General features: G+C 43.7%; 12 protein-coding genes and 3 tRNA genes. 4 read left to right on the top strand and 11 right to left on the bottom strand.

Going from position 1 to position 12,734, the window contains the following annotated elements; translation table 11 throughout:
• Window positions 1–192: 192 nt before the first annotated feature.
• From DW793_RS09980 to DW793_RS09935, 11 genes are all read right to left on the bottom strand, one after another.
• Window positions 193–966 carry a DUF4261 domain-containing protein gene (locus DW793_RS09980; RefSeq protein WP_022287580.1) on the bottom strand — a complete coding sequence of 258 codons (774 nt, stop codon included), beginning with the start codon at window positions 964–966 and terminating at the stop codon, window positions 193–195.
• A 308-nt stretch (window positions 967–1,274) separates the two neighbouring features.
• Complete coding sequence (locus DW793_RS09975) at window positions 1,275–3,008, bottom strand: ATP-binding protein (protein WP_118157903.1); 1,734 nt, start codon at window positions 3,006–3,008, stop codon at window positions 1,275–1,277.
• Window positions 3,009–3,035: 27 nt separating this feature from the next.
• Complete coding sequence (locus tag DW793_RS09970; protein ID WP_117897624.1) at window positions 3,036–3,713, bottom strand: response regulator transcription factor; 678 nt, start codon at window positions 3,711–3,713, stop codon at window positions 3,036–3,038.
• Window positions 3,714–3,731: 18 nt separating this feature from the next.
• Window positions 3,732–5,117, bottom strand: a complete 1,386-nt coding sequence (locus tag DW793_RS09965; RefSeq protein ID WP_390624677.1) for a Na/Pi cotransporter family protein — start codon at window positions 5,115–5,117, stop codon at window positions 3,732–3,734.
• 11 nt (window positions 5,118–5,128) lie between these two features.
• Entirely contained in the window at window positions 5,129–5,512 is a 384-nt protein-coding gene (locus tag DW793_RS15960) for a Na/Pi symporter (protein WP_390624676.1), read from the bottom strand.
• Between the two features lie 269 nt (window positions 5,513–5,781).
• A complete protein-coding gene (phoU, locus tag DW793_RS09960) occupies window positions 5,782–6,441 on the bottom strand; it encodes a phosphate signaling complex protein PhoU (protein WP_118157901.1) in 660 nt (219 codons plus the stop codon).
• Window positions 6,442–6,477: 36 nt separating this feature from the next.
• Window positions 6,478–7,233 carry a phosphate ABC transporter ATP-binding protein PstB gene (pstB, locus tag DW793_RS09955; RefSeq protein WP_022287586.1) on the bottom strand — a complete coding sequence of 252 codons (756 nt, stop codon included), beginning with the start codon at window positions 7,231–7,233 and terminating at the stop codon, window positions 6,478–6,480.
• A gap of 3 nt (window positions 7,234–7,236) precedes the next feature.
• Window positions 7,237–8,082 carry a phosphate ABC transporter permease PstA gene (gene pstA, locus DW793_RS09950; protein ID WP_118157899.1) on the bottom strand — a complete coding sequence of 282 codons (846 nt, stop codon included), beginning with the start codon at window positions 8,080–8,082 and terminating at the stop codon, window positions 7,237–7,239.
• Between the two features lie 5 nt (window positions 8,083–8,087).
• On the bottom strand, window positions 8,088–8,924 hold the full coding sequence (gene pstC / locus DW793_RS09945) for a phosphate ABC transporter permease subunit PstC (RefSeq protein ID WP_038672900.1): 837 nt from the start codon (window positions 8,922–8,924) through the stop codon (window positions 8,088–8,090).
• A gap of 204 nt (window positions 8,925–9,128) precedes the next feature.
• A complete protein-coding gene (locus tag DW793_RS09940; RefSeq protein WP_117940385.1) occupies window positions 9,129–9,998 on the bottom strand; it encodes a substrate-binding domain-containing protein in 870 nt (289 codons plus the stop codon).
• Between the two features lie 251 nt (window positions 9,999–10,249).
• Window positions 10,250–11,221, bottom strand: a complete 972-nt coding sequence (locus tag DW793_RS09935; RefSeq protein WP_117940383.1) for a hypothetical protein — start codon at window positions 11,219–11,221, stop codon at window positions 10,250–10,252.
• A 390-nt stretch (window positions 11,222–11,611) separates the two neighbouring features.
• Between DW793_RS09935 and DW793_RS09930 the strand changes: the two genes are divergently transcribed.
• The 4 genes from DW793_RS09930 (at window position 11,612) to DW793_RS14670 (ending at window position 12,667) form a co-directional block, all read left to right on the top strand.
• Window positions 11,612–11,688 (top strand) — tRNA-Pro (locus DW793_RS09930).
• Window positions 11,689–11,786: 98 nt separating this feature from the next.
• A tRNA-Thr gene (locus DW793_RS09925) sits at window positions 11,787–11,862 on the top strand.
• Between the two features lie 21 nt (window positions 11,863–11,883).
• Window positions 11,884–11,968: transfer RNA gene (locus DW793_RS09920), tRNA-Tyr, on the top strand.
• 549 nt (window positions 11,969–12,517) lie between these two features.
• On the top strand, window positions 12,518–12,667 hold the full coding sequence (locus DW793_RS14670; RefSeq protein ID WP_181988339.1) for a hypothetical protein: 150 nt from the start codon (window positions 12,518–12,520) through the stop codon (window positions 12,665–12,667).
• Window positions 12,668–12,734 lie beyond the last annotated feature (67 nt).

Genomic DNA, 12,734 nt, shown 5'->3' with positions numbered 1-12,734 from the left:
TAAAAGTCAATTAAAACAGAGGTCTGCGGAAAGTTTTTCGGTTATGCACAAAAAAAGCCGCACAAATTGTACGGCTTAGAATAATATGAAAATTTATTCTTTAAAAATTGAAAGGGCAAGCACAAACGGGACGTCGGATTTCTGCAAAGCAGAAATTGCACCACTCCCCTACAATAACATTGATAGTATTTATCAATACTTTATTTTCAGGGTCTTGCCCGGAACGCTCACGCCGTCTGACAGAGTGATAGGGAGCTTTTGCTCCTCAGAGAAGCCGATAGTTTCGCCGTCTTTAAGCTCAACGCCCTCAGAAAGCACATACTCGGAGATAGAAAGCAAAAATCCAAGCAAATCGTTAGGTTGTTTTGGAGAGTCAACTATCTCCATTTCCTCATATCCAAAAAATCTCATGCCTGATGTAAAAGCGCAAAGACCTGTTTTGGCAAGATACATACCTGTGTAGATAAGAATAGGCATCGGATACTCGCCGTCTTTGATAGTTTCAGCAAAGTTCACATAGAAATTCTTCTCATAAACTGTCGGGTCTTTATAGATACCGATAGCGTTATCGAGCTTGAGCAGAGAGCTTGCCACCTTTGCAAAGAGGATAGCCTGCTCAACAGCGCTTGTTTTGTTCATTACAGCGAGCATAACATGAGCCTGATGCTTAGCGACCTCGTTTGCGCCCTCTTTCCAGAGAATGTTATACTTTGCCGCATTTTCAGCTTCCTTGTTAGGAACCGGATTAGGCATAAGTGAGCAAGCGACCACCATATCGCCAACCTTGAATACCATAGCGTTGTCTTTTACATCGTCCTGCGGAACGATGTTCCAATCGTCTTTCAGAAACTTTTTAAATCTGAGCCAATCCATGTTAGCGTCTGTGTAGAGAACGAAGCCTGCAAGGACGTTGCCTTCCTTTTTATCGTCCTTGGTTTCCTGAACGTTTTTGTTTTCTTCTGACATTTTGTTACCTCCATAAGATAAAGTCTGTTGAGGTCATTATAGCACACTTAGTGAGAAAATGCAACAGGGGGAGGTAAATGAGGAATGAGGAATGAGGAGTGAGGAATTATGGTATCGCCTGCGGCGATGATTTTTTTGTAGTGGCGAACAGCGTTCGCCCGTTGATTTAACACTTTTGCGACATACTGGTGCGACCTTTGGTCGCCCGCTTTTTTGTCCTTTCTTTATCGCCCTTCCCCTTAATAATTTGTATACCATGTACCTGACAAAAACGCCGTCCTAAAAATTTCAGGACGGCGTTGCGGTCATTATTTTTCTGTGTCTGTGTTCATTTCTATCTGCTTTGTTTCAGGCTCGTTGAAAGGCAGTTTCACTGTTATGGTAGTTCCCTTTTCAAGCTCGCTTTCAAGGGATATCTCACCGCTGTGATATGCGACTATATGCTTTACTATAGAAAGCCCTAAGCCTGTTCCGCCTATTTTCTTGGAACGGCTTTTATCAACTCGGTAAAAACGTTCAAAGATTCGGCTTTGATGTTCGTCGGATATGCCTATGCCTGTGTCGCTGAACGCTGCAAAAGCTTTGCCGTCCTCTATGCCGACCGTTACTTTCAGGCTTCCGCCCTCATGGTTATACTTTATGGCGTTGTCCATGAGATTTAAAAACAGTTCTGTGATATAGCTCTGATTGCCGTATATCTGAACAGGTTCGCCCTCAATGGTCATTGTGACCTCTCTATTATCTGCCTTGTGACGGAGTATCTCCTCTACGTCATGGGCGGTTTTCAGCAGGTCTATTTTATCAGACAAAACGTGTTCCTGCTCCTCTATCTGGGAAAGCCTGATAATATCGTTTATGAGATACAAAAGTCTTTCACTTTCACGATATATCATACCGCCGTATTTCTTCACGTCCTCTTCCTTGGTGAAAATGCCGTTTTCAAGAAGCTCGCCAAAGCCTTTTATGGTGGTAAGCGGAGTTTTAAGCTCGTGAGATACGTTGGCTGAGAAGTCACGGCGTATCTGCTCGCTTTGTATCTCCTCTGTTACGTCAACAAAGAAGATTATGATACCAAAATCAAGGGTATTTTCGCTGTAGACCTTATTTGCAAAGGTACGGTAAAAACGGCTTTTTTCTGTGATGATACCGTTTGCTGCACCGCTTTCCTTGGCTTCTTCAAGCAGACCTATTATCTGCTGATCGTTTGTCATATGGTCTATCTTGGTATGCTCCGTAGGATCAAAGCTGTTGCCGAGAATTTTCAAGGCGCTCTTATTTACCGAAAGCACTGTCATGTCCTCGTCAAGAAGTATCATGCCCTCAACCATATTTTCAGTGATAAGTGATATTTTTTCTCTTTCTGCCTTTATTTTATTCATGTTCTTATGTATTCGTCCCATAAGAACGTCTGCATTTTTTATGATAGGTTCAAGTTCTTCATAAGGCGTTTCAAACTGACCGATATTCTCGTTCCTCAGATCAAGCTGTTTTACAAGGGAATTTATCGGCTTTATCATGCTTTCTGAAAGCTTTATGGAGATTATGGTGGTGATAAAGATTATTCCTCCTGCGAACACCACCAGCATTGGTATCACTGCAAGGAACACCCCTGCAAGGTTCGCCTTATCTGTAGAAAATCTCAGCACGCCACCGTTATATTTTATGGCATAATAATATGTACTATATCCAAGGGTTTTGGAAAATCTTGTGGATTCGCCCTCGCCATTTGCCATAGCCTCTTTGAACTCTTCACGGTCGGAGTGGTTTTCCATTTTGGCGGGATCTGCTTCAGAGTCATATTTTACATTGCCCTGTGCGTCGATGAAGGTGACACGGACATCATATTCTACCGATCTTTCCAAAATATCAGCCATTTCTGAGGGTTTATTGTTTCCTGCGGCAACGAGCTTTGCAGCGGATTTAAGCTCATTTTTAGTGAAACGCTGATAGGTAGAATATCCAAGAGAGCCTGCTACTAAAAGAAAAAACAGCACTGTACATGAAACAAGTATCGTCATGACTTTATAGAGTTTTTTCTGCATATGCTGTTCCTCCTTATCTGAAAATTTTTATATTTTGTAGCCTATGCCACGGACTGTTTTGATAAGATCCGTACAGCCTGCGGATTCAAGCTTTTGTCTGAGGGTCTTGATGTGCATATCAACAGTTCTTGTTTCCCCTGCAAACTCATAGCCCCAGACCATTTCCATAAGCTTATCACGGCTCACGGCTATGGACTTATGGCGCATGAGATACATCAAAAGCTCAAATTCCTTATATGTCAAAACGACCTCCTGGCCGTTATATGTACAGATACGTCTTGAAGCGTCAAGGGAAACGCCCTGTTCTTCTATGACATCGGCCTCGGCGTTCTGCTTGCCTGCACGTCTTAAAACGGCTTTTATTCTTGAAAGCAGCTCCATTACGCCGAACGGCTTTGTTATATAGTCGTCTGCGCCCATTTCAAGCCCTGACACCTTATCAAGCTCGCTTGATTTTGCGGTAAGCATTATAACAGGAACGTCCTGAGTGTGGCTGTCTTTTTTGAGCTTTGAAAGTATGGAATATCCGTCCTCGTCAGGAAGCATTATGTCAAGAAGCACCAGCGAAGGCTCTTTGTTTCTTATCTCTTCATAAAACGGTTTTGCTTTTGGAAATGCTTTTACCTCATATCCGCCCGATTTAAGTGCGCAGGATATAAGCTCTCTTATTCCGTCATCGTCTTCTACACAATATATAAGTGCCATAGATCTTACCCCTTTTCGTTAAAACTCTTTAGCAGGCAAAGCGTATTTCTCGCTGTAGCGCTTGACCTGTCCGTCAAAGCCCTCGCCTGAATTTTTAAGCATCTGAACATACTCGTGAACGTCAAAGCTTTCGTCATTTTCCTGTATAAGACAGACCGCTATATTTGAGCAATGGTCTGAAACTCTTTCCAAATTTGTGAGCAGATCGGAGAACACAAAGCCCATTTCTATGGTACACTCGCCTGTCTGAAGCCTTTTTACATGGCGGTTTTTAAGCTTTGTTCTTATCTTATCCACCACTTCCTCAAGCGGCTCAACTCTTGTGGCAAGCTCTGGATCGTGCTTTTCAAAGGCTTCCATGGCGATATCCAAAACATCTCTTACAGCACTGCACATGACTTTTACTTCGGCTGTTGCCTGTGATGTGAAATTCAGATCCTTCTGCTGTTTTTCCTCGGCAACGGACACCATATTCATGGCGTGGTCGGAGATACGCTCAAAGTCGCCTATAACATGAAGTATAGTTGAGACTGACTGAGAATCCTTTGCAGAAAGATCTCGGCTGGAAAGCTTTACAAGATATGTGCCGAGTCTATCCTCATAGAGGTCGACGGCTGCTTCATTTGCGGCTATCTGCTCTGCCTTTTCCTTATCGTACTTATCGACGCAGATGCTCATTGCCATGTCTATGCTTTCTTTTGCTATCTCGCCCATGCGGTTTGTAAGCTCTCTGCACTTTTCAACTGCAAAAGAAGGCGACTGGAGAAATCTTTCGTCAAGAAGCTTGAACTGCTCTTCGATATTGTCCTTATTTTCCTCCCCCTCTTTGTCTTTGACAGTGAGGTAGGCAAGCTTTTCAAGGACTTTGATAAATGGCAGAAGCACGATAGATGTTGACAGGTTGAATATAGTATGCACAATAGCTATCTCCTTTGCGCCCACAACTCCGTCAACGAACGAGAAGCCGATAAAGGCATTGAGCAGATAGAAAACTGTAAGGAAAAGCAGTGTTCCTATTATATTAAAATAGAGGTGGACAACTGCAACACGCTTTGCGTTCTTGCTTGTGCCTATTGATGAAAGCAGTGCTGTTACGCAAGTACCTATATTCTGTCCTAAAATTATAGGAAGCGCTGAGCCGAAGGTTATTGCACCTGTGGCTGAGAGAGCCTGAAGGATACCAACGGAAGCAGATGAGGACTGAATGATAGCGGTAAGAAGTGCGCCTGCAAGAACACCCAGAATAGGGTTTTTGAACCAGAGAAGCACTTCTGCGAACTCAGGAACGTCTTTAAGAGGTGCGACTGCACCGCTCATTGAGTCCATTCCGAACATGAGCACTGCAAAGCCTACGAGTATAGATGCGATATCTTTTTTCTTATCGTTTTTGGAGAATGTCAGCATTGCGACGCCTATTATCGCAAGTATAGGCGAGAACGAGGACGCTTGAGCATTTTTATAAGAAAGCTGTCGCCGTTAAGTCCTGACAAAGACAATATCCACGCTGTTACGGTAGTACCGATATTTGCGCCCATTATAACGCCTATGGCGGAATGGAGCTTCATGATACCTGCGTTTACAAAGCCCACCAGCATTACTGTAGTGGCTGAGGAGGACTGAATGACCGCTGTTACAGAAAGTCCAAGCAACATTGCCTTGATAGGGTTTGAGGTGAGCCTTTCAAATATTTTTTCAAGCTTTCCTCCTGCGAGTTTTTCCAGCCCGTTACCCATTACATTCATTCCGTAAAGGAACATTGCAAGACCGCCTATAAGGGTCAGAACATTAAAAATCGTCATACTGACACTCCCTGATAATAATTTTACACTATTGTTACAATGTTTACAATGAACATTATACAACATAATTGTAAAATAACAAATCAGGCTGAGTAAAATCTGAGTAAAATCGTACAAGAAGAGCAAAAAGGCGGTATTTCCGCCTTTTAGAGTGTCATAAAAGCTGAACAAAGCAGAAACTGCGTCGCTCCCCTACAAATTATGTAAATACATTGTCTTATGTAGGGGCTGGCGCCCTCGACAGCCCGCCATTTGTAAGCTTTCGTATTTTACATTATTCTCTCGGTTTTGTGCACGCCTGTTACGGAGAATACCACCCATTCTGCGATATTTACCGCATGGTCGCCGATACGCTCGAAGTATTTTGCCACCATGAGAGTATCTATGGCTTTTTCACCGTTTGCTTTATCGGCTGCTATCTCGTCGATTATCTTATCCTTGGTCTTTACAAAAAGCTCGTCTATTTTATCGTCAGAGCTTATGACCTTTCGGGCGAGGTTCTCGTCGTCGTTCACATAGGCGTCGATAGCGTCGTTCACCATTTGTGTGGCGGCTCTTGCCATTTCACTGATGTCGCTAAGATCCCATTTCTGCTTTTTCTTTATAAGCCGGATATTCAGATCTGCAATATCTGCTGACTGATCGCCAACACGCTCGATATCGGTTATCATTTTAAGTGCAGCGGACACACGTCTGAGATCCTCGGCAAAAACAGGCTGCTGCTGCAAGAGCAGGTTAAGACAGATCCTCTCTACCTCACGCTCCGCCTCGTTTATCTTGGTGTCAAACTCCACCGTTTCACGGGCAAGCTTTGTATCCTGCTCTTCAAGAGATTTTATTGACATTGCGATTATCTGCTCTGTCATTGCTGCCATAGAAAGCAGCTTTTTGTTAAGCTCGCTGAGCTTATTGTCAAAATTCGCACGCATAGATATTTCTTCCTTTCACCTATATTTCCAAAGCGTTTATCCGAAACGTCCTGTGATATACTCGAGAGTTTTCTGTTCCTTAGGATTGGAGAAAATACGCTGAGTTTCGTCGAACTCGACTATCTCGCCATGGAGGAAAAAGGCTGTTTTATCGGATATACGGGTTGCCTGCTGCATATTATGGGTGACGATAACGATAGTGTAATTCTTTTTAAGCTCTGTGGCAAGCTCCTCTATTTTGATAGTGGAGATAGGGTCAAGGGCTGATGTAGGCTCGTCCATAAGAAGCACCTCCGGCTTTACGGCGAGTGCTCTTGCGATACAGATACGCTGCTGCTGTCCGCCTGACATACCCAGGGCGGACTTTTTAAGTCTGTCCTTTGTTTCGTCCCACACGGAAGCCTGACGGAGAGTTGTTTCAACTATCTCGTCAAGGTCGGCTTTTTTCTTTATGCCGTGAGTTCTTGGGCCGTATGCGATATTATCGTAAATAGACATCGGGAAGAGGTTTGGTTTCTGGAAAACCATTCCCACACGCTTTCTAAGCTCGGTTATTTCCATATCTTTATAGATATTCTCCCCGTCAAGGGTAAAATCGCCTGTTATCTTACAGCCCTCTACGAGATCGTTCATACGGTTGAGAGATTTAAGAAGAGTAGATTTTCCGCAGCCTGAAGGGCCTATGAATGCGGTTATCTCCTTTTCGGCTATGGACAAGTTTATATTTTTGAGAGCCTGAAAATCTCCATAAAAGAGATCGCAGTTTTTCACCTGCAGTTTTGGCTGTGTCATTTATCAGTTTCCTCCTTTGGAAAGCTTTCTGGCAACAAGGGACGCAAGTCCGTTAAGAAGCAGGACTACTGCCAGCAGGACAACTGCTGTAGCGCTTGCTTCGTTCATATAAAGTCCCTCGTTGGAAAGTGAATACATATGGATAGAAAGGGTACGTCCTGAGTCTGTAAGACCTGCATACTTGGCGATAGTTCCTGCGGTATAGATAAGGGCGGCTGTTTCGCCGAAAATTCTTCCCATTGCAAGGATAACGCCTGAGAGGATACCGCTTATTGCAGGAGGCAGAACGATAACGAAGATAGTTCTGAGCTTTCCTGCGCCAAGTCCGTAGCTGCCCTCACGGAAGCTGTCATCTACAGATTTCAGCGCTTCCTCGGTAGAACGGATCATGAGCGGAAGCACCATTATCGCCAATGTGCAAGCGCCTGAGAGCATTGAGAGCTTCCAGTTAAGGGCAAGCACAAAGAACATATTTCCGAAAAGTCCGTACACTATGGACGGGATACCTGAGAGTGTTTCTGTAGTAAGTCTTATGACTCTGACGAATTTATTGCCTTTCTTTGCATACTCAACGAGATATATTGCGCAGAATATGCCCAGAGGTGCAGCTATTGCCAGGGACACCAGAAGCATTTCAAAGGTGTTCACGATAGCGGGGAGCATTGACACGTTCTCGGTGGTATAGGTCTTTGCGAAGAGGGACGGTTTCAGATAAGGAACGCCCTTTATCACCACATAGCCCACGATAAGAACGAACACGCTTATGGTAAGCACAACTGCTATTTTGGTTAGGATATTGAACACCAATGACATGGGGTGTGTGTTATAGGTTTTCATTCTGTCTGACATTTTTATCACCCTTTATCCTTTCTGTTTGTGACAAGGTTAAAGCAAAGGTTCAGAAGAAGAATGAACACGAACAGCACAACGCCTGTTCCGATAAGAGCGTCATAGTGAAGTCCCTCGGCGTAGCTCATTTCGATCACGATATTGCCTGTGAGGGTACGGACGCTGTCGAGAAGGGAGTGGGGAATGATAGTGGAGTTTCCTGCTATCATGATAACTGCCATTGTTTCGCCTATTGCTCTGCCCACTGCAAGGATAACGCTTGCCAGTATGCCTGACTTTGCGGCAGGGAAAACGACTGTTGCCACTGCTCTTTCGTGTGTTGCGCCAAGGGCGACTGCGCCCTCATAGTAACTGTCAGGAACGGCTTTAAGTGCGCTCACGCTCATGCCCACGATAGTAGGAAGTATCATGATACCCAGGATAATGGAAACTGTAAGCACGCTGTTTCCTGTTCCACCGAAAAGGTTTCTTATGATAGGAACTACAACTACCATGCCGAAAAAGCCGTATACAATGGACGGTATGCCTGCAAGAAGATTTATTGGAGGCATGAGCCATTTGAAAAGCTTTTTGGGACAGAACTTTGCCATAAATATGGCTGTTAAAAGTCCGATCGGCACACCGATCATTATTGCTCCTGCGGTGCAGTAGAGAGAGCCGACTATCATAGGGAAGATACCATATGAAGCAGGGACGTTTCTAGGACTCCAGTCTGTTCCGAAGAGGAAGTTTCCCACGCCTATTTTTGCGATCGCAGGACAGCCTTTAGCGAACATGAAGATACATATTACTATTACTGCCGCAACTGAAACGCAGGCGCAAAGGAAAAACAATGCTTTCATTGCTTTCTCAAGCAGGTGGGAACTTTGTTTTGCTGTTGGCTTCTGAGCGGCTGTATTCGCTGCCACCGCTGTGTTTTCCGTCAACGTAATTATCACCTCTGAAAATTTTTCACTTGTTTTTGCTCAGACAAATGGGGCGACAATTTGCTGTGCCGCCCAAAGTTTTGTCTTGTGCAAATCTTTATGGAGAATTAACTTGATAGCTTATTTGCTTTCGTCAGACCATGTTGTCTTTGAGCCTGTATAGATAGCCTTTATCTCGTCCATTGTGATATCGTCAACTGCGTTATCCTTATTTACGATAACTGCGATAGCGTCCTGAGCGATAGTTACAGACTTGATACCCTGTGAAAGCTCGTCGTCTGAGATATCTCTTGAAGCCATACCGATATCAGATGTGCCGTTGATAGCGTCCTTGATACCTGTTGAGGAGTCTGACTGCTGAACGTCTACTGTTACGTTTGTGTTTGCCTTCTGATATGCTTCTGCAAGCTTTTCCATAACCGGTGTTACTGATGATGAACCGCTGACTACTACCTTGCCGGAAGCGTTGTTTGAAGTGTAAGCTGCTGCGCTCTTGTCGATCTTTATGTAGCCTGCCTTTTCGATGATATCCTGACCTTCTGAGCTGAGGATATAGTTCTCAAAGTCCTGAGCGGCGTCTGAAAGTCCGTCTTTAACAGCGATATTGAAAGGTCTTACTATTTTATAATCGCCGCTTTCGATAGTTGCTGTTGAAGGCTCAACGTCCTCTACTTTAAGAGCCTTTACTGTATCGTTCAGTGAGCCGAATGAGATATAGCCGATAGCGTTCTTATCTCCTGACACCTGAGTAAGCACAACGTCTGTTGACTTACAGATAAGGGCGTCTTTCTTTGTGTTATCGGTCTTATTGCCGTTTGAATCTTTTTCTTCGATACCAGTCAGCTCAATGAATGCGCCTCTTGTTCCTGAGCCGTCTTCACGGGAGATAACTGTGATCTTATCTGAGTTTCCTCCGCAGCTTGCGAGCATTGTGGCTGCAAGTGCAACTGATGTAAAGATCGCTGCCAGTTTTGATGTTCTTGTTTTCATGATATAAAACCTCTTTCTTACACTTGCCCTTTGGGCTTTTTGATTTGCACCTTTTCTCTCTGCACCTTGTGTGCAGGTCTTCATGTTATTTCTATTCAGGTGATATACTTATGATACATCAACATTGTAAAATCAGTAACCGAAGTAAAGTAAAGTCATTGTAAGATGTTTGCAAAGGAGTTTACACACAAAAAAAGTGCGTTCTCACAAGGAAAACGCACTTTGTAAAATCGGTGATATTCTATTTAAAATCAGTAGTTCTGTTCAAGAACAACTGAGCCGTCTGCCTTATTATATGCAGCGCTGTAGCCGTGACCGTCTTCTGTAAAGAAGTAATAATACAGGAAGCCTGCATCCTCAGTTCTGTATTCATATGAAGACACCTTGCCGTCTATCTGAGCTGTGATAGCGGCGACAGCCTTTGCAGAATCTCCGCTCTCGTCTGATGTAGTTGTTGTAGTTTCGTCAGGCTTTGAGTCTGCTGTAGTTGTGGTAGTTGTTGTAGTATCTGTATCTGAGGCAGTTGTCGTGGTAGTTGTCGTTGTTTCTGTATCAGGAGCAGAAGTTTCGGTGGCTGGTGTTGAGCTTTCGTCAGCCGGCTGTGAGGTAGTGGTATTTGTGTCGGTAGAAACTGCACTGCTCTCGGTATCGACGAACACGCCTCCCTTACTGTCGTCATCATCGGCAACAGTTGTTTTTGGCTTTGTGGTAGTAGTGGTCTTACTATTTGTTCCGCCAAAGCCGAAGATCTTATAGCCTGCAACTATAGCAAGAATGACCACCACAAGTATACCCACTGTGATAGTGGCAGTAATTGCAAAGAGCTTCTTTCTGGAAGCGTCATCGTTATCCTCTGTATCATCATCGGAATAATCGTTTTCATCGTCAGAATAACCGCCATTATCATAATTATCCTGATAATTCTCACAGCCGTCATTATTATCATGGCTATCAGCTATTGGTGTGGAGAAAAACTCTGTAGGCTCTTCCGGCTGTTTAGGCACGGTAAAGGCTCTTGTTTTCTCTTCATACTCCTGTGCCTCCTGCTTTGTGAACACTCTTGTTCTGTCAGCATCGTCAGCAGAGGTGAAATTCTGCTCCTCCTGCCTGCTGTCTTCCGTAACAGGCGTGCTTTCGTCTATAAGCAGGTTATGGCAATACTTACAGAGTATTGCTTCTTCGGATATTTCCTTATGGCAAAAAGGACATTCCTTTGTTTTCATTTTTACTTTCCTCCCGAATATTATCTGTTAAATATAATGATAACACAAACCATTTTAAAAATCAACAGGTTTCACCAAAATATCATCAAATTATACCATTCTTTTAAAAAAGGCTCTTTTATGGACATTATTTTTGATGTTTTAGTATGATATCACGGTATAATTTGTTGAAGAATGACATTTGATTCGCTTTTAAGCAGGGTATAATTGTGCAAGTATACAAAGTAATAAAAAACCTATTGACAAAACGGGCATTGGGGAGTATAATAATTAAGCTGTCTGATGACGCAGACAAATGCTTCACAGAAACATCTATGAAGCTCAAGGCACACAAAGCTTGGAACTTTTCCGTGGCTGGAGACTTTTCCCCACCGTGTGCAACGTCAACTACGAGGCGTAACTCAGTTTGGTAGAGTGCTTGGTTTGGGACCAAGATGCCGCAGGTTCAAGTCCTGTCGCCTCGACCACTTTATTAAAAAAATGAAAACAAAATAAAAAGTGCTTGACAAGTGCTTGGAGATATGATATAATAGATATCGTCAGTTCGACAGATCAAGCAATACAAGCTGGTGTAGCTCAGTTGGTAGAGCAGCTGATTTGTAATCAGCAGGTCGGGGGTTCGAGTCCGTCCACCAGCTCCATTATTTTGTTTTCATTCATATGGGAGAATTCCCGAGTGGCCAAAGGGGGCAGACTGTAAATCTGTTGCTTCTAGCTTCGGTGGTTCGAATCCACCTTCTCCCACCAAAAAGCTCGCAGACTTCTGCGGGCTTTTTTTGTTTTATCTTGACAGGTATGACTGCGATATGATATAATCGAAAAAATCAGAATGTCATGGGGTGGTAGAGTTTATGAAAAGGCACGTTTTGATACTTTTTGCGGTTGTCATTTTCACGCTTACACTTGCCAGTTGCACGTCAAAATATGACGCTGAGGACTTTATCGGAAGCATTCCTAGTTTTTTCATAACCCTGTAAAGACTTTCAAGACAGCGTGTATACCCTTGTTTCTTGAGACGATGCCATAGTTCGGGAAGCTCAAGTGTCGGGTTCCGTTTGTGATACCTTTTGATAAGATCTATTTCTTCCTTGGTATGCTCATTGGGATGATGATGCGGTCGGCGTGATTTAACTGCATGGGACTCCACACTTCCGTCCCAGCGTTTCAGCCAGAAATATATATATGAACGTGATTTATTGTATTTTCTGCTCGCTCGGCTCACTCTAATCCTGTATAATAAAACTTGACACATACAAAACAATCAAAGTATAATAAAAACAAAGGAGTGTGTCATCAATGGGAACAGGAAAACAATATGATGAAGAGTTTAAAAAGCAGGCAATAAAGCTCGCAAAGGAGATTGGCACCAAGGCAGCAGCAGATGAGCTGTGCATCCCCAAAGGGACGCTGGGACATGGGTGCAAAAGGCGCGGATCGGGGAAATAGACACAGGTGCAGGCTCACGTACACCGGGAGAGTCACTTACTATCGCACAGCAGCTCCAGGCAGCGAA

Origin of the sequence: Ruminococcus sp. AM31-15AC, from assembly GCF_003462045.1 — a bacterium.
Classification (GTDB): Bacteria; Bacillota; Clostridia; order Oscillospirales; family Ruminococcaceae; genus Hominimerdicola; species Hominimerdicola aceti.
The sequence above is the reverse complement of the archived record's forward strand: the minus strand, read 5'-3'. Positions and strand labels throughout refer to the sequence as shown.

What these genes read in the sequence shown, in the direction of transcription:
- DW793_RS09980 (WP_022287580.1), bottom strand. Translation starts at nt 966, where the DNA reads ATGTCAGAAGAAAACAAAAACGTTCAGGAAACCAAGGACGATAAAAAG.
- DW793_RS09975 (WP_118157903.1), bottom strand. Translation starts at nt 3,008, where the DNA reads ATGCAGAAAAAACTCTATAAAGTCATGACGATACTTGTTTCATGTACA.
- DW793_RS09970 (WP_117897624.1), bottom strand. Translation starts at nt 3,713, where the DNA reads ATGGCACTTATATATTGTGTAGAAGACGATGACGGAATAAGAGAGCTT.
- DW793_RS09965 (WP_390624677.1), bottom strand. Translation starts at nt 5,117, where the DNA reads ATGCTGACATTCTCCAAAAACGATAAGAAAAAAGATATCGCATCTATA.
- DW793_RS15960 (WP_390624676.1), bottom strand. Translation starts at nt 5,512, where the DNA reads ATGACGATTTTTAATGTTCTGACCCTTATAGGCGGTCTTGCAATGTTC.
- phoU (WP_118157901.1), bottom strand. Translation starts at nt 6,441, where the DNA reads ATGCGTGCGAATTTTGACAATAAGCTCAGCGAGCTTAACAAAAAGCTG.
- pstB (WP_022287586.1), bottom strand. Translation starts at nt 7,233, where the DNA reads ATGACACAGCCAAAACTGCAGGTGAAAAACTGCGATCTCTTTTATGGA.
- pstA (WP_118157899.1), bottom strand. Translation starts at nt 8,082, where the DNA reads ATGTCAGACAGAATGAAAACCTATAACACACACCCCATGTCATTGGTG.
- pstC (WP_038672900.1), bottom strand. Translation starts at nt 8,924, where the DNA reads ATGAAAGCATTGTTTTTCCTTTGCGCCTGCGTTTCAGTTGCGGCAGTA.
- DW793_RS09940 (WP_117940385.1), bottom strand. Translation starts at nt 9,998, where the DNA reads ATGAAAACAAGAACATCAAAACTGGCAGCGATCTTTACATCAGTTGCA.
- DW793_RS09935 (WP_117940383.1), bottom strand. Translation starts at nt 11,221, where the DNA reads ATGAAAACAAAGGAATGTCCTTTTTGCCATAAGGAAATATCCGAAGAA.
- DW793_RS14670 (WP_181988339.1), top strand. Translation starts at nt 12,518, where the DNA reads ATGGGAACAGGAAAACAATATGATGAAGAGTTTAAAAAGCAGGCAATA.